The organism is Bacillus sp. SRB_331 (assembly GCF_003264175.1).
GTDB classification, from domain to species: Bacteria; Bacillota; Bacilli; order Bacillales; family Bacillaceae_G; genus Bacillus_A; species Bacillus_A mycoides.
On record NZ_NADV01000021.1, the window covers coordinates 233,969 to 257,251 of the forward strand.

At 35.3% G+C, this 23,283-nt stretch carries 23 protein-coding genes and 1 pseudogene; 10 read left to right on the plus strand and 14 right to left on the minus strand.

All coding sequences use genetic code 11. The features are described from left to right. Complete coding sequence (locus B5P42_RS15225) at positions 1 to 330, plus strand: WGxxGxxG family protein (RefSeq protein ID WP_113734565.1); 330 nt, start codon at positions 1 to 3, stop codon at positions 328 to 330. Positions 331 to 691: 361 nt separating this feature from the next. Here B5P42_RS15225 and B5P42_RS15230 read toward each other — a convergent pair whose 3' ends face one another. Further along, the gene (locus B5P42_RS15230) at positions 692 to 925 is read right to left on the minus strand and encodes a hemolysin XhlA family protein (protein WP_002165181.1); all 234 of its coding nucleotides are present in this window, start codon (positions 923 to 925) and stop codon (positions 692 to 694) included. Between the two features lie 2,227 nt (positions 926 to 3,152). On the opposite strand from B5P42_RS15230, the pseudogene B5P42_RS15235 reads away from it, so the two are divergent. Continuing rightward, positions 3,153 to 3,586 (plus strand): annotated as a pseudogene (locus B5P42_RS15235) (tyrosine-type recombinase/integrase); the annotation flags it as partial. A gap of 340 nt (positions 3,587 to 3,926) precedes the next feature. On the opposite strand, the gene B5P42_RS15240 reads toward B5P42_RS15235, so the two are convergent. The 4 genes from B5P42_RS15240 to exsG all read right to left on the minus strand — a co-directional run bounded on the left by B5P42_RS15240 (position 3,927) and on the right by exsG (position 7,006). After that, entirely contained in the window at positions 3,927 to 4,202 is a 276-nt protein-coding gene (locus B5P42_RS15240) for a stage V sporulation protein S (protein ID WP_002035358.1), read from the minus strand. A gap of 318 nt (positions 4,203 to 4,520) precedes the next feature. Then, positions 4,521 to 6,131 (minus strand): lipase family alpha/beta hydrolase, encoded by a 1,611-nt coding sequence (locus B5P42_RS15245; protein ID WP_370445710.1) that lies wholly within the window; start codon positions 6,129 to 6,131, stop codon positions 4,521 to 4,523. A gap of 263 nt (positions 6,132 to 6,394) precedes the next feature. Beyond that, a complete protein-coding gene (locus tag B5P42_RS15250) occupies positions 6,395 to 6,604 on the minus strand; it encodes a hypothetical protein (protein WP_002085943.1) in 210 nt (69 codons plus the stop codon). Positions 6,605 to 6,853: 249 nt separating this feature from the next. Then, positions 6,854 to 7,006: an exosporium protein ExsG gene (gene exsG / locus B5P42_RS15255; protein WP_000395676.1), complete on the minus strand. Its 153-nt coding sequence runs from the start codon at positions 7,004 to 7,006 to the stop codon at positions 6,854 to 6,856. A 208-nt stretch (positions 7,007 to 7,214) separates the two neighbouring features. On the opposite strand from exsG, the gene B5P42_RS15260 reads away from it, so the two are divergent. The 7 genes from B5P42_RS15260 to B5P42_RS15290 all read left to right on the plus strand — a co-directional run bounded on the left by B5P42_RS15260 (position 7,215) and on the right by B5P42_RS15290 (position 14,818). Further along, positions 7,215 to 8,117 carry an excalibur calcium-binding domain-containing protein gene (locus B5P42_RS15260; RefSeq protein WP_113734567.1) on the plus strand — a complete coding sequence of 301 codons (903 nt, stop codon included), beginning with the start codon at positions 7,215 to 7,217 and terminating at the stop codon, positions 8,115 to 8,117. 203 nt (positions 8,118 to 8,320) lie between these two features. Further along, positions 8,321 to 9,028 carry an iron-sulfur cluster repair di-iron protein gene (gene ric, locus B5P42_RS15265; RefSeq protein ID WP_113734568.1) on the plus strand — a complete coding sequence of 236 codons (708 nt, stop codon included), beginning with the start codon at positions 8,321 to 8,323 and terminating at the stop codon, positions 9,026 to 9,028. A 245-nt stretch (positions 9,029 to 9,273) separates the two neighbouring features. Then, a complete protein-coding gene (gene nirB / locus B5P42_RS15270; RefSeq protein ID WP_113734569.1) occupies positions 9,274 to 11,679 on the plus strand; it encodes an NADPH-nitrite reductase large subunit in 2,406 nt (801 codons plus the stop codon). 15 nt (positions 11,680 to 11,694) lie between these two features. Next, positions 11,695 to 12,009 (plus strand): nitrite reductase small subunit NirD, encoded by a 315-nt coding sequence (gene nirD / locus B5P42_RS15275; protein ID WP_002031610.1) that lies wholly within the window; start codon positions 11,695 to 11,697, stop codon positions 12,007 to 12,009. A 211-nt stretch (positions 12,010 to 12,220) separates the two neighbouring features. Continuing rightward, the gene (locus B5P42_RS15280; RefSeq protein WP_113734570.1) at positions 12,221 to 13,645 is read left to right on the plus strand and encodes a uroporphyrin-III C-methyltransferase; all 1,425 of its coding nucleotides are present in this window, start codon (positions 12,221 to 12,223) and stop codon (positions 13,643 to 13,645) included. After that, on the plus strand, positions 13,642 to 14,352 hold the full coding sequence (locus tag B5P42_RS15285) for a sirohydrochlorin chelatase (RefSeq protein ID WP_113734571.1): 711 nt from the start codon (positions 13,642 to 13,644) through the stop codon (positions 14,350 to 14,352). Before B5P42_RS15280 ends, B5P42_RS15285 begins: the two co-directional genes overlap by 4 nt. Further along, complete coding sequence (locus B5P42_RS15290; RefSeq protein ID WP_113734572.1) at positions 14,345 to 14,818, plus strand: precorrin-2 dehydrogenase; 474 nt, start codon at positions 14,345 to 14,347, stop codon at positions 14,816 to 14,818. The genes B5P42_RS15285 and B5P42_RS15290 overlap by 8 nt, the downstream gene beginning before the upstream one ends. 194 nt (positions 14,819 to 15,012) lie before the next feature. On the opposite strand, the gene B5P42_RS15295 is transcribed toward B5P42_RS15290, so the two are convergent. The 7 genes from B5P42_RS15295 to moaA all read right to left on the minus strand — a co-directional run bounded on the left by B5P42_RS15295 (position 15,013) and on the right by moaA (position 20,850). Beyond that, entirely contained in the window at positions 15,013 to 15,210 is a 198-nt protein-coding gene (locus B5P42_RS15295) for a PspC domain-containing protein (RefSeq protein WP_113734573.1), read from the minus strand. 267 nt (positions 15,211 to 15,477) lie between these two features. After that, positions 15,478 to 16,647 (minus strand): nitrate transporter NarK, encoded by a 1,170-nt coding sequence (gene narK, locus B5P42_RS15300; RefSeq protein WP_002031603.1) that lies wholly within the window; start codon positions 16,645 to 16,647, stop codon positions 15,478 to 15,480. A gap of 80 nt (positions 16,648 to 16,727) precedes the next feature. Further along, on the minus strand, positions 16,728 to 16,961 hold the full coding sequence (gene moaD / locus B5P42_RS15305) for a molybdopterin converting factor subunit 1 (protein WP_113734574.1): 234 nt from the start codon (positions 16,959 to 16,961) through the stop codon (positions 16,728 to 16,730). Continuing rightward, positions 16,958 to 17,428 carry a molybdenum cofactor biosynthesis protein MoaE gene (locus B5P42_RS15310; protein ID WP_113734575.1) on the minus strand — a complete coding sequence of 157 codons (471 nt, stop codon included), beginning with the start codon at positions 17,426 to 17,428 and terminating at the stop codon, positions 16,958 to 16,960. The genes moaD and B5P42_RS15310 overlap by 4 nt, the downstream gene beginning before the upstream one ends. 44 nt (positions 17,429 to 17,472) lie before the next feature. Continuing rightward, a complete protein-coding gene (locus tag B5P42_RS15315) occupies positions 17,473 to 18,762 on the minus strand; it encodes a molybdopterin molybdotransferase MoeA (protein WP_113734576.1) in 1,290 nt (429 codons plus the stop codon). 43 nt (positions 18,763 to 18,805) lie between these two features. Beyond that, a complete protein-coding gene (locus B5P42_RS15320; RefSeq protein ID WP_113734577.1) occupies positions 18,806 to 19,819 on the minus strand; it encodes a molybdopterin-synthase adenylyltransferase MoeB in 1,014 nt (337 codons plus the stop codon). A gap of 17 nt (positions 19,820 to 19,836) precedes the next feature. Next, a complete protein-coding gene (moaA, locus tag B5P42_RS15325) occupies positions 19,837 to 20,850 on the minus strand; it encodes a GTP 3',8-cyclase MoaA (protein ID WP_113734578.1) in 1,014 nt (337 codons plus the stop codon). Between the two features lie 376 nt (positions 20,851 to 21,226). Between moaA and B5P42_RS15330 the strand changes: the two genes are divergently transcribed. Continuing rightward, entirely contained in the window at positions 21,227 to 21,919 is a 693-nt protein-coding gene (locus B5P42_RS15330) for a Crp/Fnr family transcriptional regulator (protein ID WP_016120121.1), read from the plus strand. Positions 21,920 to 22,037: 118 nt separating this feature from the next. Here B5P42_RS15330 and narI read toward each other — a convergent pair whose 3' ends face one another. Beyond that, positions 22,038 to 22,727 carry a respiratory nitrate reductase subunit gamma gene (gene narI / locus B5P42_RS15335; protein ID WP_113734579.1) on the minus strand — a complete coding sequence of 230 codons (690 nt, stop codon included), beginning with the start codon at positions 22,725 to 22,727 and terminating at the stop codon, positions 22,038 to 22,040. A gap of 17 nt (positions 22,728 to 22,744) precedes the next feature. Next, positions 22,745 to 23,275 (minus strand): nitrate reductase molybdenum cofactor assembly chaperone, encoded by a 531-nt coding sequence (gene narJ / locus B5P42_RS15340; protein ID WP_002031591.1) that lies wholly within the window; start codon positions 23,273 to 23,275, stop codon positions 22,745 to 22,747. Positions 23,276 to 23,283: the final 8 nt, after the last annotated feature.

A 23,283-nucleotide genomic window follows, 5' to 3' on the forward strand; every position in this document is an offset into this window, starting at 1 on the left:
ATGAAGAAAAAACTTTCATCTATTTTAGGTGCCCTATTACTAACTATTATGGTTTTTGGTACAAGCGTCCATGCTGAATACGATGGATATAATACGAATAGAGTTAACAATAACAATATTACAACTCGAGTTAATGACTATAACACGAATAGAGTTAATGACTATCACATGAATAGAGTTAATAATGATGTGAGAACTCGAAATGTAAATACGACAAATGATTTAAATAATAATCGTAATAAAAATAATAATTGGGCTTGGCTTGGTTTATTGGGACTAGTAGGATTATTTGGTCTTAGAAAAAAAGACAATGATCCCGAAAGACGTTAATGTAGAACATTGTATTTAATTTTAAAAGATATTTATTTTTTAAAAATCAATATCAATTGTGATTTGAACCATAATTTTGCCGCTTGGGCAGGCTTATGGTTCTTTCGGTTTGTGGCGATTCTCCTATAACCTCAATGTTTGCCTATAATGTCCAAGACTGTTTCACCTATCGCTTGTTAAGAACAGGAGGTAATTTCTATGACTGTCAAAATATATGTAAACCACATCCACAGTAAAGAGTATACCCTATGGAGGACTGTCCTCTTTGAGCCCCTCAATCCTTGAAGGGCTCCCACGCTAGTTAATCAAATAATCTCTTTGCTTCGCTAAATCCGTTTTGATTGATCAACATCCTTTTTTCTTATAACAGGGTTCTTGCTACTACACCAAGTACTCCTGTTAACAATCCGCTTATGATTAATCGTAAAATCCATGTAGTATTTGCACTAATTTTATCTAATTGTTTATTAATAGTTAAAACATCCTTTTCAGCTACTAGTATTCTTGTTTCTAAATTTTTCATATCATGTTGTATAGCTTTTAAATCTAGTTTCATTTGATTAAAATCTTTTTCTAGTTCCTCCAATTTTGTCATATAATATATTTCTCCTTTTAAATTTAATTTTAATACTTTATATGTATATGATAATTAAAGAATAGTGATACAAAGAGAGGTCCCAAATCTATTAGGGTTGCACCACCTGCCCATCAAGCTACATTAATAAAAAACATGGCAAGTTTATGAGTAAAAAAAGATTTATGGCAATATTATGGTTCAAATTGTGGCGGACTTGTGATTCAAATCACAACAATCACAAAAAACGGATGCAATTAATCGGAAACAATGAATTTCTTAACTTAAAAGTAATAGAGCATTACATCTGTTTGACGAACTACGCTCCTTTTTTATGCCTTTTCTTCACTTACCCATATCTTATATTGTGTGTAACTGAGCCAATCACAAAATCCCTTGCTATCATTGAATTCATAAGACTTTCTCTTTTGAGTTACACAGTACAAAGATTATGAGTAACTGTATGAACTAAAAAGAAAAAACAACACTTAGATTTTAAATCTACTCATTGCTTTATCCATTTACTTAGGAAAGAAAATAAAACAACTTTTAGTTAACGGCACAATGTTAACAACTTCTATATTTGTAGGTTTCCATAATAGATCATGCCTGGCTACATTTATAGATGAAAACGGAGATATCACTGTAGTTAACTGTGAGAGTATTGATGCGATTCTACTCTAATTGTGAAGTTACATTTGAATAAATAAGCATTATTTTCAGGATACACTTGTAGTTCTTACACATAACGCCAGACTGATACTAGTAAGAGACTTGGTCCGAAGAACACTAATATACAGTTCTTTTTGAGCTCGACCGAATAAAACTCAATACTCCGTCAATAATGTAGATAGGCTGTATGCCAAAACTCATTTAAAGTAGTTTTCTCTGTATCTCCTTGTATCGAGCAGTTAACTTTTGCTAGCTGCTTTTTTTATATTCTCAATTTCATTACATATACTGCTTACATGCCAGCTAAAAGGGGCATTTCACCCTCTAAACTCATGGACAAGTAAAATTTCTTGTCTTTTGTTATTCTTATACAAATTTTGTTTTATTCCACGCTCCTTAAACATATCTTAGTATCGCAAGAACCTCACTCAAAGAGTTACCTCCTTATCGATGGGCACTTGTTTACAGTGCTCTTTTTTTACATGTTGATTTTATTTTCAAATGAATTTTTTGCTTAGTTCACTTTACCCACTGAATAAACTTTTAAGTTTTCACCTATACTACCCATGAGCTATTACAGATGTAGCTCAATCTTTCCAAATCACAGCTGTTCATTCATTTGGCAGGCAGTTTTCACTTACCAACTGTCTGCCATATTATTTTCATTGGTTCTTTATTATAAAATCCAAGAATAAATCCCTAAAAATTTTACATACTATAGGTGGGCTAACAGCCATAATTGTTTTCCCATGAAATTGTGCCGAATCACATATCCTTTAGAGACAGTACTGAGAACATCGCAGTTAGCTTAATTAGCTAGCTGCTTTGTTGTATTAAAATTCAACATAAGTACATACTATTTATGAAATGCTTGATTGATTGTCATTTGAGATGCACTTCAAATTCAGTATTCCCGCTCCTTAGGAGAACAGCCTATGTATCTGTTCTCCTATTTTACGTTTAATTTTTACCTTAAAATAAGAAAATCATCAATTCAATTGAATCGATCTCTTGTTATTATTGATGCTCGTCTTTCAAGAGCACTTACAAATAGCGCTCTTTTTTTGTTATAAAATAAATTCTTTATCTTCTTTTACATATCTTTTAGCTAAACTGCACACGATACTTATAAGCCATTCGAACTAGTGGCTTCACTCTTCTTGTAAAAGAAATGGATATAGGACACGTTCACTCATATGCCCTCACATTGAAAGAGGGCGTTTTTTATTATATATTCAAATAACTTTTTGTTAAATAACTTTTCACGTTTAAACTGGACAAGCATATGTTATTGTATGGAGACTCTCCACTCATAGAAATCAACTTTTCTTGTTTAAGAGCATACTTATATGTGTGCTCTTTTTATTTGTTATTCAATGAAGATTAAGCTTTAAAATCACACCATTCTAAAACATCATGCATATAATGTCATGTTTCCTCTTTCAATATACATCTTGGTGCAGGGCGCTTTTCTTAAGCGCTCTTTAGCTTTAAAATAACGCTTTTGTTTAATCTTCTAGACCTACCACCAAATATGGTGTGTCATCCGACCAACCTGCTTCTTTCTCCATATGAATTTAAAGCTGCTACAAAAACTAAGTCTTCAAATAGAAGCGTTAGTATCTCTTCTTTTGTTATAGGGCAGTTACAATCCTACTATTCCTATAAAAAGAAAGAATTTTTCCGCTGGGGTATACACTTGAATGAAGAGGCCTTTATTTTCACCGGCAATACGATACATTCGCCCTTACATATAGATGCTCCTCATCGCTTTTTGAATGATCACTATAAAAAAGCTGGTGTTCCTCGAATTCGTATACACGACTTACGAATACTCACGCTACACTCATGCTTCAAGCTGGAGAGCACCCTAAAATCGTTCAGGATCGCTTAGGCCATTCTTCCATTCAAATGACTTTAGACAAGTACAGCCATATCACACAAAACATGCAGCAACAAGCCGCAGAAAATTTTGAGAATGTAATAAAACCTTATGAAAAAATCAAATAAAAGCCTAAAAATTCTAATGTGAGCATCAGGGGAAAACAATCCCTATAAACATTGATATACCAATGTTTATAGGGATACATCGTAGAATCTTGGGAGAAGAATGAGCAGTTTTAGGATTGTTTATTTAAAAAAACATAAAAACTTCAAAAATGCCAAATCCCTTATGTCACAAAGGATTTGGCATTTTTAAACTTCTAGAAGAACTCGCTAAATCAAAGGGGAAATTAAAAGTCATGAGTCCGGTACAATACCGTGTCCAAGGAACTACCAAATGAAATAACGTGTCTAACTTTTTGGAGTCTATTGGCCTTTTCAAATCCCCTTATATTAGTGTTCGCTATTAAGACCTTCTCCTTCTAGGACCTACAATTAATTTGATTGCTGTTCTTTCTTGATTATCGATAGTAACCTCTTGAAACGCTGGAACAAGAACCAAATCAATTCCACTTGGAGCGACAAAACCTCTTGCAATCGCAATTGCTTTAATCGCTTGATTTAAAGAACCCGCTCCAATTACTTGAATTTCTACCTTGCCACTTGCTCTTAGTACACCGGCTATTGCACCTGCCACTGAATTTGGACTTGATTTTGAGGATACCTTTAATATATTTTCCATGTACGTTGCTCCCTCTATTATTTAATCTCTCTTTTCTTACGGTTTGAAATATAACTAACGTATCTTTAACTACTATTCATACCAAAAGCAAACAATTCTGTATAATTACATTCATTCGATATCTTTTGTCTTCTTCCTGCTCAATTGCATAAATAAAAAGCGACGACTAAGTTGGAAACTTAATCATCGCTTTTTCCATTTCTCTGTTTCATTAAAATGCTTTCCTTTTTCTATTCATCTAATAAACATGAAAAAGTGCCGAAATCCTTCTTCCACAAGAATTCGGCACTTTTTTTATTAAAACCGATTCATTCTTTCCTACTTCTCCACATAAACCGATTTAACTATCGTACGATTATAAGGTTGTCCTTCCTTATTCATTCCTTTCATATCAATTGTAACGTTATATACACCTGGCTGTTCTATATTTTTCAAAGCACCTGTAAATGTAGTTGTATTAATGTTTTTCGATTCATTTGATTCAGAAACTAATTTTCCATCTTTATTAATTACTCGTACTGTTACTGAAAGATCGCCTTTCATTTCTGGAGCTACAGGTGATTTTTTGAGTTTATACTCTGCTTTATTTACTTTAACCTTTGCCGGCATTTGAAGGACGAACGGAGCATCTTTTTTGTAATCGGTCACGATTAAATATGCATCTTTCGGCTGCTTCGCCATCATTTTAACTTGCCATTCTCCTGCTTCCATTTTATCAAATTTAAATGTTCTTATAGTGGCTCCTTTAAAGAGAGATTCACCTTCACCAGTAGATACAGCACTATCTTTATTTGTATAAACTTTTCCTTTTGGAGATATTAGTTGTATTTCTACATCTGAAGAAGCTGTTAAAATAGAAACTACCCCTTCTGCTTTTTTATCAACTGCGACAGTTTGTCCTACCCACTCATTTTGTGACAACTCTCCTCCTAAAATAGCTTGATTAGAAGTTGTGTTTAATTGTTCTACCTTATCCTCTGAACTATTACTCGGGGCTAATAAAGCTGGTACTGGTACATTTACTGTCCGTAAATATGGTTCAATTCGTGCGAAAACGGCTGAACCTTTTCGTATATTATCATGATCAAATCGTGAATCTGTAAATAAATGTGTTCCATATGGTAACTTAGCACTCCATTCGTTCACCAATCCATCATTAGAACCGTATGATGACAAATACAACCCGCCCATAGATAGTGCTGAAAAAACAGGTCCCCAGCTTGTCCCAGTAGCCGTATAGTAACGGTTTAATTTAGCTGCAGGATTATTATCTATTGTAGAACGAAACTTTGCCATTTCACCTATTTGCAATGAATATGTCCCATCATCTTTTTGACCTAATATAGAGGCAAGCCATCCTGCCCACCAACTATATGATAAATCCGCTAAATTGGATCCGTAATGCGGAGTGGCAAGCGTAATAACATTTCCAACAAATCGATTCGCTCCATATCCAACTAACGCAGCTTGTGTATCAATACCACCTTTACTGTGAGCTACAATATTTACTTTTTTGCCAAAATGATTATAAATCTCTTCAAGCTTTTGTGCTAACAATTTTCCATTGTCCCATTGGCTAGCTGATCCTTTCCCCGAGGCATCATATAATTGAATAAATACAGTTTGATAGCCTGCTTTCAAAGCATAATCGTACATATCATTCATCTCATGATATACTGTCTTTCCATACCAACTATCCGCATTACCATTTCTTCCTTGTACAAAGAGAATTGGTGTTTTATTCTCATCATAATTAGCAGGTTTCTGACCTAAAAACCATTCTCCAGGAGTAAATACTTCTTGATCTGGAAAGCCAGTCTTAAGCTCTGTTACAACCTCCGCGTGTACATTTGCACTAAAAACCAGCGGACTCATAAAACAAAGTACAATAAATAATGCGATACTCCTTTTCATAATTCCCATTAACATCCCCCTTTTTCTCCTGAAAGAAAACGCTGCCATTCCGTTGAACACCAATTGTTTTAAATTCCATTTAATCAATTACTTTTACGTTACAATATAATAAGAAATTAATAGCCGCATTCCTTTCTTATCAAACGTTATTCTCTCAACATTTCTTCATTCCTTTTTACAATAAGCGTTTTGAATATTTCTCAATAAAGCTTTCTCTTTACAAAAAAAACTGCGTATAAAAGGTCTCTTTAATAACCTTTTATACGCAGCTTCTTTGTTTAAAACTCGATGATGTACTCATCATCATATTTATCGTATTGCAAACCCGCTCCTATTTTGAATTCTGTAACTTGATCTCTTAGAAATGGTGCATCTTCTATTTTACTAGTTGCTATTTCAATCCCATATTTTTTTGTTAAATGCGCTAATTCTATTAAAAACCATTCTCTTCGTAATACGACTGGAATATCATACGTTCGTCTTTTCATATATACTAGCACCTCTTCTATTTTCATTATTGAAAAGAATATCACTTCTACTTTCGATACACTTTTTAAAACTATCGTTCATCATCAAAGGCCAATGAAACATTATAGTATATGCATGTCCGTTTTAAACGTGCTATGGCAAAAATAATATTAAAAAACTTAAAAAGCCTTATTTAGTTTACATAAAAAAATTATGTAATAGTAAAAGGGGAAGGCTTGTCCCTCATCCTTTTACTATCAAAAGCTAAATTAAGAACATCTTGGTACACCTAAAGCTAAGAATAAACCTGCTACTCCTGCTGTAATTGGCACTTTCAACGTAATAACATCGTCTACTTTTGTTACTAAAAAGTAAGCATTCCCTTCTTGTAACACGCAATTCACTAATAATTGAAATTCCATTCAAATCTCCTCCTTTCAATCGATATACTATAATTTATGAAATCTCTTTCAAAATGTAATAGTAAATATATCTATTTTTCCTTATATACGAAATAAATGTTTATACATCTATTAAAAATATTAATTTTCTAAATTAATATAAAACGTGTAATATCCAATAAATCCCTATATAATCAATAGAGAAAATCTTACAAATGGAGGTATGAAAATGGCAATTTTGAGTAATATTGGTGTAGCTTTATTTTTTATAGCTTTTATTCTTTTAATCTTATGTATCATTTCATTCTTTAAGAAAAATGGAAAAGCAAAACAATATGGTCGTCCTACTGTTATTCTTTTTATGATTTCAATTATATTAATAATGACTGGCTCAACAAAATCTGAACACCCAGTCGTAGAATTTTTTTCTACTTTAAGTTTCATTCTATTTATATTTTTCCTTGTTCTAGCAATCTTATCTGTAATTAAGAAAACCGGTGTAGCAAAAAAGCAATTTATAATTACAGCTGTTTTATTTGTCATTTTTGTTGCGCTATCAGGTATTTCAAGTCCTTCTTCTGAAAAAACGATAGCAACGAATAAACAAGTCGCTTCTAATAGTGAAGAGAAAAAAGATGACAAAAAGAAAAAGGAAGTAGAAAAGAAAGAAGCGGACGAAAAAACTCGTAAACAACAAGAAGATGAAAAACGCCAAGCCGAAGAGCAAGAAGATGAAAAGCGTCTAGCTGATGAACAAGCTCGTAAACAACAAGAAGAGCAAAAACGTCTAGCTGATGAACAGGCTCGTAAACAACAAGAAGAGCAAAAACGCCAGGCTGATGAACAAGCTCGTAAACAACAAGAAGAGCAAAAACGCCAGGCTGATGAACAAGCTCGCAAACAACAAGAAGAGCAAAAACGCCAGGCTGATGAACAAGCTCGCAAACAACAAGAGGATCAGCAAAAAGTACAGCAAGCTCAAACACAACCAGCTGCAAGTAACAATAGTAATGTAACTTACAAAAATTGTACTGAAGTTAAAAATGCTGGAAAAGCTCCATTATATAGAGATCAACCAGGTTATAGCTCTAAACTTGATCGTGATGGCGATGGAGTTGCATGTGAAAAATAGTAGTAAAAAAGAAGCTTCTAGTAAGCTTCTTTTTTTATTATCAGAAACTATTGCGACGAATTACCCTCCCTCTCCCTTTTATAAAACTCATTTTATTATTCTCAAAAATGACACATAATAAGTGATTTCAATCACCACATTGATTTTAAATTATCGCTATTCTTGATTTAGATATTACATTTAAACTTTATGGAGGCATTCACATGGAACATACATTTACTGGAACTTCAATTGTTGGTGAGATTGTTACACAATTTCCGAAAGCTAGTGATCTTTTTAAATCATATAGAATAGATTTTTGTTGTGGTGGTAGTAGACCACTTATTGATGCAATTAATGAAAGAAATTTATCAGCATCAGAGGTAATAACAGAGTTAAATACGCTTTATCATAAAACAAAACTATTAAACGAATCTGAAATTGATTGGAAAAATGCTTCTTATCAAGAATTGATTGATTATGTTGTAAATAAGCACCATCGCTATTTAAATGAAGAATTGCCACAGTTAAGTCCATATGTGACGAAAGTATTACGCGTTCATGGGGTAAGTCAGCCTCATTTAGCTCAAATTCATAAACTATTTCATGAACTTAAAATGGAATTAGAACAACATTTAATTAAAGAAGAAACGGAAGATTTCCCATTAATTTTAGAATTCGAGCAAAATCCAACTGATGAAAACTATGCAAAGTTACGTAAAGTAGTAGATGAGCTCGAAAATGAACATAACCACGCTGGCAATATTATTAAAGAACTTCGTAAGGTGACAAATGACTTTACTCCACCAGAAGGAGCTTGCGGCACTTATCGCCTTGTTTACCAGCGCCTTGAAGCCATTGAATCTGATTTATTTGAGCATATTCATTTAGAAAATAATATTTTATTTCCGCGTGCAATTTCAAGAGCATAAATAAAGTGCAGGACATGAGTATAAATGCTCCTGTCCTGCTTTTTCATTGTGTAAAAAATATTTACACTTCCCCTCTACCCATATAACCATATTCCCTTTCGCTTCTCCCTTCACATAAATCCGAATTTTAACAATTTGTGAATCATTATAAAAATGTGATAAATATCACATCTCCCTCTTTTTTAATTTTCTATAATGGAAATATAATTCTTTGTTCAACTCTTCACATAGAAAGGGAAATGAATATGAAAAAACGTTTAGTTATGATCGGGAATGGTATGGCTGGCATACGCTGTATGGAAGAAATATTAAAACATGATAGTGATTCATATGAGATTACTATTTTTGGAGATGAACCACATCCAAACTACAATCGCATTATGCTCTCTCATGTTCTACAAGGCAAAACAAATATGCAAGATATCATTATGAACGAATATAGTTGGTACGAAGAAAACGAAATAACTTTATATACAAACGAGAGAGTTCAAAGTATTAACCGCGAGGAAAAGGTCATTATCACAGAAAAAAATCGTACTCTTACATACGACAAACTCATTATCGCAACAGGTTCTAGTGCTTTTATTTTACCAGTTGAAGGTTCCACCCTTCCTGGTGTAACAGGATTTCGAACAATTGAAGATACACAATTTATGATGGATACCGCTAAAGAAAAGAAAAAGGCCGTTGTCATTGGTGGTGGATTACTCGGTTTAGAAGCCGCAAGAGGTCTTATTGACTTAGGAATGGACGTACATGTTGTTCATTTAATGCCTAGCTTAATGGAGCAACAACTAGATACGAAAGCAGCTTCCCTATTGCGTGAAGATTTAGAAGCGCAAGGCATGAAGTTTCTAATGGAAAAGAAAACTGTAAAGATTCTTGGTACAGACCATGTTGAGGGCATTCAATTTGAAGATGGTGAAGTTGTAGATTGTAATTTAATCGTAATGGCTGTCGGAATACGCCCAAATACTCAAATAGCAAAAGATGCTAGTTTACTTGTAAATCGCGGCATTGTAGTCAATGACTATATGCTAACAAATGATGAATCCATTTATGCAGTTGGAGAATGTGCAGAACATGACGGTATCGCATATGGACTTGTTGCCCCTCTTTATGAACAAGGCGCAATATTAGCAAAACATATAACGAATTTACAAACTAATGGATATACGGGCAGCATCGTCGGTACACAGTTAAAAGTTGCAGGTTGTGATTTATTCTCTGCTGGTCAAATTTATGAAGATGATCAAACGAAAGCAATTTCAATCTTTGATGAATGTAAACGTTCCTATAAAAAAGTATTAATTCGTGACAATAAAGTCGTCGGTATCGTTTTATATGGTGATGCAACTGATGGTACACGCCTCTTTAGCATGTTAAAGAAAGAAGAAGATATACAAGAATATACAGCCGCTTCCCTTCTTCACAAAGCTGGTGAAGAAAGTGAACTTGACGTTGCTACAATGAGTGCGGATGACACAATTTGTGGATGTAATGGCGTTACGAAAGGTACAATCGTTCATGCCATTTTAGAACAAGAGTTAACTACTTTTGAAGAAGTTAAAGGATGCACGAAAGCCGCAGGGTCTTGTGGTAAATGTCGTCCGCTTGTGGAACAAGTTCTAGCTCATACACTCGGAGATGCTTTTGATGCTTCTGCGCAGTCTGCTGGTATGTGCGGATGTACAACTTTATCACGTGACGAAGTCGTAGCCGCCATTCACGAGAAAGGTTTAAAATCGCCAAAAGAAGTACGAAATGTACTAGGTTTTGCACATGAAGACGGCTGTTCGAAATGTCGTCCTGCTTTAAATTACTATTTACGTATGGCGATTCCGGAAGAATATGTAGATGATAAATCATCCCGTTACGTTAATGAAAGAATGAATGGTAACATCCAGCATGATGGTACATTCTCTGTTATTCCACGTATGTACGGAGGCGTTACAACCGCAGATGATTTAATGAAAATTGCTGAAGTTGCGAAAAAGTACGATGTTCCTCTTGTGAAAATTACAGGTGCAAGCCGCATCGGCTTATATGGTGTTAAGAAACAAGATTTACCTAACGTATGGGCTGACTTAAATATGACTTCTGGATATGCGTACTCAAAATCGCTTCGTAATGTAAAATCATGTGTTGGTTCTCGCTTCTGCCGTTTCGGTACGAAAGATTCATTAGGACTTGGTATGCTCCTTGAACAGTCATTAGAAATGGTAGATACACCTCATAAAATGAAAATGGGTGTAACAGGTTGTCCACGTAACTGTGCGGAAGTACTTATGAAAGATTTCGGCGTTGTGTGTGTTGAAAATGGATTCCAACTGTATATCGGTGGAAATGGTGGTACGGAAGTACGCGAGGCTGATTTTGTAATGATCGTCCCTACTGAAGACGATGTCCTTCGCATCGCTACAGCTTACATGCAATATTATCGTGAAACTGGTATTTACGGGGAGCGTACTGCCTATTGGACAGAACGATTAGGCTTCGATCATATAAAAGAAATACTACAAGATACAAGTATGGTCACGATGTTAAATGATCGTTTCCAAACAGCTCGTAGCACATATACGGAAGCTTGGGGACAAGCACTAGAAACGAAGTCTTTAAAAGCGATGTATGAAGTAGAAACTGTGAAATAAGGAGCTGTGATCTATATGATACAAACGAAAGAAAAAATAAAAGTTATGCGTGCGGAAGACCTTCCTATTCAAATTGGTAAAGAAGTACAAATGAAAGACATGTCTATCGCCCTATTCCGCCTTTCAAATGGTGATATTCGAGCTGTAGAAAATCGGTGCCCTCATAAAAATGGACCGTTAGCGGAAGGAATTGTATCTGGGGAATTCGTCTTTTGCCCACTGCATGATTGGAAAATCTCATTACTAACAGGTGAAGTTCAAAAACCTGATGACGGCTGTATCCAAACGTACGAAGTAGAAGTTATTGATGGTGACATTTATATAAAGTGAAACTTTAATCAGCGGGGATTGGTTCATCCCCCGCTGATTATTAGCCCTCACCAATCGGGCTTTTACGGGCAGTTGATCCCCACCTAACTACTTTGCTTTCGCTGAATTTTGAGGTAGGGGTCTTACTGCCCGTTAATGCGGGATATATATGTAATTTACAAAAGGAAGCCTCCCTGGCTTCCTTTTAAATAAAAATAAACGAGGTGCGAATATGAACGGATATGTATATTTAGTTGGTGCAGGACCAGGGGATGAAGGGCTTATTACAAAAAAAGCGATAGATTGCTTAAAGCGTGCAGATATTGTCTTATATGACCGCTTATTGAACCCTAACTTTCTTAGCTATACAAAGCCAACTTGTGAACTTATTTATTGCGGTAAAATGCCAAAGAATCATACTATGCGTCAAGAAATGATTAACGCCCACCTCCTTCAATTTGCGAAAGAAGGAAAAATCGTTGTCCGCTTAAAGGGCGGAGATCCATCTATTTTTGGCCGTGTTGGTGAAGAAGCAGAAGCTTTAGCGGCTGTGAACATTCCATACGAGATTGTGCCAGGTATTACAGCTAGCATCGCCGCTAGTAGTTATGCAGGTATCCCCCTCACCCACCGTGACTATAGTAATAGTGTAACTTTACTAACTGGACATTCGAAAGGTCCTTTAACCGATCATGGAAAATATAATTCATCCCACAATAGCGACACAATTGCCTACTACATGGGTATAAAAAACTTACCTACAATTTGTGAAAACTTACTACAAGCAGGAAAACAAGAAAATACACCCGTAGCAGTCATTGAGTGGGGTACAACTGGAAAGCAACGCGTTGTCACAGGAACACTTTCAACCATTGTTCCTATCGTCAAAAACGAAAATATTTCTAACCCTTCTATGACAATTGTTGGTGATGTCGTTTCCTTACGGGATCAAATCGCTTGGAAAGAACGTAAACCATTGCATGGTAAAAAAGTTTTATTTGCATCCGCAACAAATAAAACCAGTTTCATAAAGCAAAAGTTACAAGAATGCGGTGCAGAAACATATCAAATTCCAACTTTCAAAAGGGAAGAATACACATTAACATCTGAACAAATCAATGAAATTTTTAACGTTGATCGCCTTGTATTTTGTTCAGATGAAAGTGTAGAAATCTTGATGCGATCATGTAGTAAACACCAGAAAGATATTCGTTCCTTACAGGCGAAACTGCAGTATATGAACGTTGCCACTCAAGAAAAACTTATGCAATATGGGCTACTAAGTAAACAAGCAGAGTTCTCTTCCGATACAACTGTTTATTTAGGCAGAAATATTAATCGAATTGGTTTTATTCAAGAAAAAATTGGTGCTGGGTCTTATATGATGACTCATGAGTATACAATTGATCATCGCTTCGATGAAATTCATTCTCGTATGCTTTCTGAATTCTCATGGGATAGCATTGTATTTGAAGGACGTGCTTCTATTGATACGTTTCTAGCAGAAATAACACGCCTTAACTTTATCAATATTCTTACTCTACCATTCTCGTATACCGATATTCCAACTTTACACTATGCAAATAAAGTTGGGTTTCATAATGTAGATGAGCAATTACAAGACATTATTATGAAGAAAGATTTGGTGGTACGATGAAAGGAATTGTATATGTTGGACACGGTAGTCGCCTGCAAGAAGGTAACGAACAATTCATTCACTTTATTCAATCTGTTATGAAAGAACGTAACGAACGGATTCAAAAAATAGCTTTTCTAGAGCTAACAACACCTACCATTTCTAATGCAGTTACAGAAACGATACTAGAGGGCGCAACTGAAATATTGATTGTACCTGTTTTATTATTTGCAGCAGCTCACTATAAACATGATATTCCTTTTGAAATAGAGCAACTACAAAAGAAATATCCACATATAACATTTTCAGTTGCACCACCTTTTAGTACGCATCCAAATATGGTGGAACTTGTAGTGAAAAGAATACGTGAAGCTATGCCAATGCAAAGTAGTAGCGTTTTACTCGTAGGACGAGGTAGTAGTGATCCACAGCCGATACATGAGTTACAACAAATCGGAGCAGTTGTCGAACGAAAACTCGGTATGCCAGTATGTTGTTCCTTTTTAACGAAAGGAACTCCCTCTTTTACCGCTGAGCTCAAGACTATAACATCGACTGCGTCCCATGTATATGTCATGCCGTATCTTCTCTTTACTGGATTGTTGCTTCAAAAAATTAAATTGCATACAAAAAAATATGATCACGTTACGACTTGCAACTGTCTTCAGTTTGATACATATATGAAGTTAACATTATTAGAACGAATGGAGGAATGTGTGTATGTATAACATGTGCCCTCTTATGTTTAATTTAGATAAAAAAGTAGTTGTTATAGTTGGTGGTGGTAAAATCGCATATCGGAAAGCGTCTGGATTAAAAGATACAGGCGCTTTTGTCACCGTTATCAGCCCAGAGATTTGCGAGGAAATGAAGGAACTTCCTTATATTACTTGGAAGCAAAAAACTTTTAGTAATGATGATATTAAAGATGCTCACCTTATTTATGCAGCTACAAATCAACATGATGTCAATATGATGGTCAAACAAGCCGCACATGATTTCCAATGGGTTAACGTTGTAAGTGATGGTACAGAATCATCATTTCACACACCGGGTGTCATACGAAATGGTGAATATGTTGTAACGATTTCCACTTCTGGTAAAGATCCATCGCTTACGAAGCGTATGAAGCAGGAACTAACATCTATACTTCCTAAACTTATAAAAAAGCTTTCTCGTACACATAAATCGTAATCTACCTCCTATCTAACTATGAATTTACTTTGGACAAACGTTTTTTACAGGCGTTTGTTCTATTTATTATTAAACAAATAATTGACACTCCTACCGCTTAGTGGAAGTTCTTTTCTCATATCCTAGACGTGTAAGAGGCGGAGTGCCTTTATCTACTTGTTCTGTTAAAGGTCCTATTATTTAAGTTCATACATTTATCTCTTCATTTTTTTATCTGTAGGCAAAACAATTGCAGCTATTATATAAAGTAACACCGTAAATCCACTAGTAAAAAAGGCTGATAATGCAGTGACTATGCGAAGGATACTTACATCAATTCCATACTTATCGCTTAAGCCACCTAATACACCTGATACTTGTTTATCTTGAGTGGACTTATATAATTTTTTCATCTAAACACCCCGATCCAATTAAGTATTTGTATGCTAAAAATTAGTTCTATCTTTGGAAGAGATTTAAACTTTCTTTAACTAACCCTTTAATTGAATAACATCTGATATCTATATTTTAACATAAAATTCCATAAAACTTCTGTTTTTCATTTTTAAACCACATTATTTTAGAATACAAGTGTTTGTTAAGTTAGCAATAAAAAACATATCGAAGCCTATTACTAAAAGAACCCTCCTAGATTACTTTAGGAGGGTTCTTTTTCTTTATTAATGATTCTTTAACATCACTAACAGCTTTTCTTGGCTATACATCCATACTGTAATGATTAAACAAGCAAGTGCGACTTCTGATAATGCCATAAATCCAATTGCATAATGACCTGTTAGTTGGAATAGTAACGTTAAAATTAATGGTGGGAAGAACCCTCCTAATCCACCTAAAGCTGACACAACCCCATTTACAATCCCTGCTTGCTCAGAGAAGTACATTGGAACAAGCTTAAAGATTGTTCCATTTCCAATACCTGCACAGAATGCAACTAGTAAGCAACCAAACGTATACACGTTCATACTGGGCATAAATGATAAAACAATACCAGATAGTGTTAAGCCGATAAATACGAAGATTAATATTTTAAATGGATTAAATTTATCACCGAGCCAACCACCAATCGGGCGCATCATTGTTGCTAATACGATGAATCCAGCTGTCCGCATGCCTGCATCTACTTTCTCTAATCCGAAGTGAGATACTAAAAAGTTTGGTAAATATACTGTAAATGCAACAAATGATCCAAATGTTAAAAAGTAAAAGATACATAGAAACCAAAGTTTTTCATTTTTATATACACCTTTTATTTGTTCCATTAATGGTGTATTCACCTTTTTTTCCTTACGATCGCCTAATAAAAAGTTCATAAGTGCAAATGCTGCAAGTAAAACTAAATAACACTGTACTGTTGTTCTCCAGCCAACTGATGTCGCAATTACAGGTGCTAAAAATGAAGTAATTGCTGTTCCAGCGTTACCCACACCGTAAATACCATTTACAAAACCGTGACTCTCTTTCGGGAAGTATTTCGGTAGAGAAGTTACTCCTACAGAGAATACAGCACCACCAATCCCTACAAATAATCCACCAATAATTAAATCCATCATAGAATTGGCAACACTAATGTAAAAGACAGGGAATAATAAAAGTATAAAACTAATAAAGAACAATTTTCTTGCTCCGTAACGATTTGTCCAATAACCAATTGGAATGCGAAGAATAGAACCTAAAATAACCGGTACTGCTGTGACCATAGAAATTTGTCCCGCAGTTAATGGAATATCCGCTTTAATATATGGCATTAATGATGATAAGATAACCCATACCATAAAACCGATAACTAGATTAGAAGTTTGTAAACTTAATTGAAAATTAGGACTTTTCACCCTGTTCCCTCCTATGTATGCATAGTTATATTCATTCTCTCCAGCCTAATCACGTCCTAACATGATTAGGCTGAAAAGAATCAACCACCACTTACTGGCGAAATCATTGCTACTACATCGCCAGTTTGAATAATGTCATCCTCATTTGCATACTCTTCATTTACGGCGACCATTATCTCGTTTGAAATCGCTACGCTGTATTTCTTAATGAGAACTTCCTTTAGTTCAGTAACCGTAATATTTTCACAATCTATGTGCAAGGCAGGTTTGCTTGCTTCTTCTTGCAAATGTGCAAATAATAGCACTTCAATCATGTTCTCATCTCCTTTTCAGGCTCGCCATTTACATATGCTACTTTCTCTGACTGATCACCTATCCATGACTCACCATCTTCCCAAAACTCTTTCTTCCAAATCGGAACAATTTTTTTTATACGCTCCATAATATATTCATTCGCCTCATAGGCCGCTTTCCGATGTGGTGTAGCAACAGCGACAACAACAGCAAAACCAGAAATTTCCAATGTACCAATGCGATGTGTAATTGCTACATATGTCCCAGGCCACTTCTCTTCTACTTCATTACCAATTTTCTCAAGCTGTTTTTCCGCCATTGTTTTATATGCTACATACTCTAAATATAGCGTACGACGTCCTTTCGTAAATTCTCTGACGGTACCAATGAAAGTAGTAACCGCACCACACTCACACCGAATTACTTTGTTTGTAACTTCTTCAATTGAAATAGGTGTATCAATTACTTCATAATACGTATGTGTCATTTTGCACCTCTTACCTTTGTATAAGTTAGCAATCTATTTTTCTATTACTTGTATGATCGAAGTGGTTCTTTCCACAGCCACTCACTTCCTATGTTCGATTCCAATAATAATACCGAAACAATTATTCCTGCTTCAAATCCTCTCGTTCCTCCCGGCAGGGCGATAAATGCATTCGCCTCTACAAGTGAAGAAATTGCACTAGAGTTATCTAAACCAACTGGTGTAGCTTGCAATTTTCCATCTACACTTTCCACTTTCCCTCGTACAAAACGAGTAAATGGGTTTGCTTTTGGAAAGTCTTTCTGTAAAATTGCTTCTGCTCGATATACGTGCGGATCTTTTCTATGCAAATATGTTCCAATGACTGGCCGAACATATAATTCACATCCGACATAACAAGCTGAAGGATTACCAGATAGACCAAATAATAGTTTTCCTTCTAGCTCAGCTACAGTTGTCACACTTCCTGGTCGCATCGCTATTTTGTTGAAAAGTACATTAGCTCGTAATCTCTCATAAATAGCAGGTAAATAGTCATAGTCTCCTACCGAAACGCCACCAGTTGTAATTAAAATATCGACTTCTTTTATTGCTCTTTTTACGGTCTCATAACACGTCTCTAAATCGTCAGCAAATTGTCCATAATAGCGTACAATTCCACCTGCTCGCTCAATTTGAGCAGCAATCATATAGGAATTACTATTTCGAATCTTCCCCGGTTTAAGCTGTTCATGTACTTCTAAAAGTTCACTTCCTGTCGCTACAATTCCAATAACCGGCTGTTTTACAACATGTACGGAACTATAACCAAACGTAGCAAGAAGCGCCGCTACTCCAGGGTTAATAGAAGTCCCTTTTTTCACAAGTATGGCATTTTGTTTTACATCTTCTCCTTTAAAAGAAATGTTATCACCAGCAGCGAAAGAGCGTTTTAATTTCATATAAGTCTTTTCTTTTTCTTCAAATCCTTCCGTTAGCTCTAACATAACAACCGCATTACATCCTGCTGGAATTGCAGCTCCTGTCATAATACGTACAGCTTGAAATGCTTTCACCTCTTCTCTAAAAACAGAACCTGCCCCGATCTCACCAATCACTTCAAACTGAATCGGGTTACTGCTATTTGCTTCTTTTGTATCTTCCGCGCGAATCGCAAACCCGTCGTACGGAGAGCGATCGAAATGCGGGACATCATGATCTACAATAACATCTTCTCCAAGCATTCTACCGTAGCTGTCTATAAGAGAAACCTTTTCTATTTCACCTTGATGGGCATACTCCATTATGCGTGCAACTGCTTCTGCTACTGGAATTGGTTTACGTTTTTCTAGCATTCTTTTTTCACCTCGTTTTGATAAGGATAAACTCTCTTTCTGTTCATCCTATATATTTTGCGTATAATCGTTTTGCCATTTTTACATCATTTGTCCCATGAATAAATGCCCTACCGTCTGTAAATAAAACAAAACGATATTCATCTACTAGAAACGATAGTAAATATGGAGTTTTTTTGACACTCACGCTTTTTTGTAAGCGCTTTTGAACTTCTTCTAAATTAAGAACTCGCTTTATCCCTGGACGGATTTGAACCGTATTCCTTCCGCATAGCACTTCTATTTTTATCTGTGCTTCAAATGTTAAACTTGGATACGTTCGTGATTTCCCACAAGATGGACATGTACTTTTTTTCTGCCTGTTTACTTTTAATGAGATACATTGATTGTTCCAAATATCAAATGATAACATTGTTCCTCGCAACGCCTTATAATCGTCCACCAATATTTTCATCGCTTCTGTTACTTGGTGAGCAACTACCATTTGTACAGCTGGCTGAATAATTCCTGCTGTATCGCATGTTGCACCACCCATAGGATGATCCATTAGGCAGCGAAAACATGGTGTTTCCCCCGGAAGAATTGTATACGTTACACCGTAACTCCCAATACATCCACCATATATCCAAGGTATATTTTCTTTTTGTGACATGTCATTTATAAGTAGGCGCGTATCGAAATTATCAGTCGCATCTAAAATGAGATCCACTTCTTTTACTAACTCTTCCATTTCTTGCATTGTAACATCCGTTACAACTGGTACAATTTCCACTTCAGAATTAATCTTTCTTAAATGTTCTGCCGCTGCAATTGCTTTTGGTTTACACTGCTGTGCATCTTCTTCTGTATATAACTGTTGCCGCTGTAAATTACTCCATTCGACGTAGTCACGGTCAGCAATTGTCAATTTCCCAATCCCCATCCTAACGAGCGCTTCCGCATTTGCAGCTCCTAGTGCACCCGCACCGATTAGGAGCACATGCTTTTCTCTTATTTTTCTTTGTCCCATTTCACCAATTCCAGAAAACAATACTTGCCTAGAATAACGCTCTTGCATAGGGAATCCTCCTTTCGCTATCCACCAATATAAGACATTTCAACTTTTGGACGTTTATTTGTACTTTCAGCCGTTCTTTCATCCGAATACCGATCTGTTCTGCACTCCCATGTATGTTGGAGAATTTTTAATAATGAAGCATCAGAAATATTTTCTCGAAGAAGCGTTCGCAAATCGGTTCCTTTCGTTCCAAATAAGCACGTAAAAAACTTACCGTCTGCCGAAATACGAGCTCTCGTACAAGAGGAACAAAAAGATTCAGAAACAGAAGTAATAAATCCAACTTCTGCATCGCTCCCTACATATCGATACAATTTCGCAACTTCTCCAAAGTAACGAGGTTTAACAGGCTCAATCGGATATACACGATTAATTTTCTCTATTAATTGTTCCTTCGTAATAACTTGTTCAAAGTTCCATCCGTTCGTACTGCCCACATCCATAAATTCGATAAAACGAAGCTGAATTTCTTGTTCTTTAAAATAACGAGCCATAAGAAGAATTTGACTATCATTCATCCCTTTTTTTACGACCATATTTACTTTTACTTCTAATCCAGCTGCTTTTGCTGCTTCAATTCCTTTCAATACAGGTTTTGTACTTACATTTCGTCCATTAATTTTTCGGAAGACATGATCTTCTATCGCATCTAAACTAATGTTTACACGTTTTAATCCCGCTTCTTTTAATGCCCTTGCCTGTTTTGCTAAATGAATACCGTTTGTTGTGAGTCCAATATCCTTTAAGCCTTCTAGCTTTGCAAGCCTTGCAATTAACTTCGGTAAATCTTTACGCAATAAAGGTTCACCGCCAGTAAGTCTAATTTTATTAACACCCATACTTATATATAATCTCGCTAACCTTTCTATTTCATCGAACGTTAATAAAAACTCTTCCTGTAAAAAAGCATAATCAGGTCCGAACACTTCAGCTGGCATACAGTACGTGCACCTAAAATTACAACGGTCAATAACTGAAATACGTAAATCTTGAAGTGGCCGCTCTAAAGAATCTTTCATCTTCTCGTGCATCTATATCCCTTCTTTTCTACTGCAATCATTAGTAAGCTTTCAAATTTTTTATTTGCCTTCATTATAAAAAAGAAGCTACATATTCAATGTGACTTTTCTCACATTACTTTCCCCATTCAAAAATTCTTCACAAATCCGTTCGAATTTTGTTCACATCTCTAGTCCCATTCTCTTTACATACTAAAATTTCTTAAACTAAAAAACTTATATTCGTATAATATAAACCCTTACTATAAGTAGCTTTTTAGACATTTAAGGTCGTTTTTCCTTACGGTCATTGAAATTTTACTTTATTTTCAAAAATATCTCTTGCAATTTCATCATGATTACATCCAAAATAAGAAATATACTGCTTATAAGAAGAAAGGTGATTGCTGTGGCAAACAGTACGGCATTATCCAAAGATTTAAAGGAGTTACTTTCATCTGTTGAATATAAAATGCAAATCAATAAGGGGAGTTTTATTTTTCAAGAAGGTATGGAAGCAACAGAAATTTATATCATTCACTCTGGAAAAGTGCAAATCAGTAAACTTAGTGCTGACGGACAAGAATTAACACTTCGCATTTGTTCACAAAATGATATTATTGGGGAATTAACATTGTTCACGGAAAATGCAAGGTATTTATTAAATTCAAAATGCCTTGAAGATGTTGAAGTAGGCGTTATAAAGCGTGAAGCCTTAGAAAAAGCATTACTCCAAAAACCCGCTCTTGTATTTGAATTTATGAAATGGATTAGTGAACATTTAAGAAGAATGCAAACGAAGTTCCGAGATCTAGTATTACACGGCAAAAAAGGTGCCCTATATTCTACTCTCATTCGAATGACAAATAGTTATGGTGTGTTAAAAGAAAATGGGATTCTCATCGATTTACCATTAACGAATCAAGAACTTGCAAACTTCTGTGCAACTTCGCGTGAAAGCGTAAATCGAATGTTAAATGATTTGAAAAAAAAAGGTACGATTTCTATTCATAAAGGAAAGATTACAATCCATGATTTACAATTTTTAAAATGTGAAATTGCTTGTGAAGATTGCTCTGCCTCTGTTTGTAGCATAGAGTAGCATCTTATTTAGATGCTACTCTTTTTTTCTTGCATACAGTTATTTCCTAAAAAAGACGAGGCCTTCCATTAGACCTCGTTTCATGTTAGTTGCTAACTTCTATTCGTTTACTGTGGCATTATTTTTTCAATTCATTAGGAATACGTCTTCTGTAAATTACATAACTACGGCTTAAGTATTTAATTGGGGCACTAAATACATGGACAAGTCTAGTAAATGGCCATACTGCGAATAGACCCATACCTGCAATTATATGAATTTTAAACCATACTGGTACTTCCATCATATATTCAACTTTCGGTTGGAAAATAAAGAGACTTCGGAACCACGGACCGATTGTTGTACGATAATCAAACCCTTTTGAGTTGATATTTAAAAAGGTTGAAGAAAGTCCCGCTAGCATTACGATTAGTAATAAAATAAGCGCAATATAATCTCCCCTTGTACTCGTTGCAATGATGCGTTTTACTGTTACACGGCGGTACGTTAATATAATTAAACCGATGATAGAAGCAACACCTGCCGGAAGCCCGAAACTAATTGCTACTACATGATACATATGCTCAGAAATACCTATTGAACGGTATACAGACTCTGGAATTAAAATCCCCATAACATGACCACCAATGACGAACATGATCCCAAAGTGGAATAATAGACTTCCGATTCGGAGCATTTTCTTTTCTAATAGTTCACTAGATTTTGACGTCCATCCAAATTGATCATAGTTGTATCTGAAAATATGTCCACCGATAAAGATTGTAAAAATGATATAGGGAAACAATACCCATAGAAATTGATCCATCATTTTGACAACTCTCCTTTCTAATTTGCCTGTACACCCCATGTATTGATAGCGAGTAGAACAGCGGCGAGAATTGGTTCATACATACAGTTTGCTTCTTTTAATTGCCCGTGCAACGCTTGTATATTTTCCGTGTATTTACTCATAATTGGCTCGCTATCTTTTTCATTCGCGTTTGCAAGAAACTCAAGTAGAAGCGGTAAATAATCAGGTAGTTCTTTATCTGTTACGTTAAAACCAGATTTTTGATAATGCTGTTTTAACTCTAATAATTCAATTCCACGCTCTCTTTGTTCACCTGTTTTCATGTAGGTAAGATACATATTTGTCTTCTTTCCAAAGTCGAATGTATAGACGTAAGAATCAATAAGTTGATTGTCTGTTTTATTTAGCGCTTCTTTTATAAATGTTGTAAGTGATGCTCTGATTTCTTCCTGTTCAATTTCTTGAATCTCTTCCTGTAATTCTAGTAAAGCTTCCCTCCAACCTAGTTCAGGATAGGAGAGAAGAAAAGAAGAACAAGAAAAAGCTGTTTGTAAACTTTGTTTCATAGTTTTCT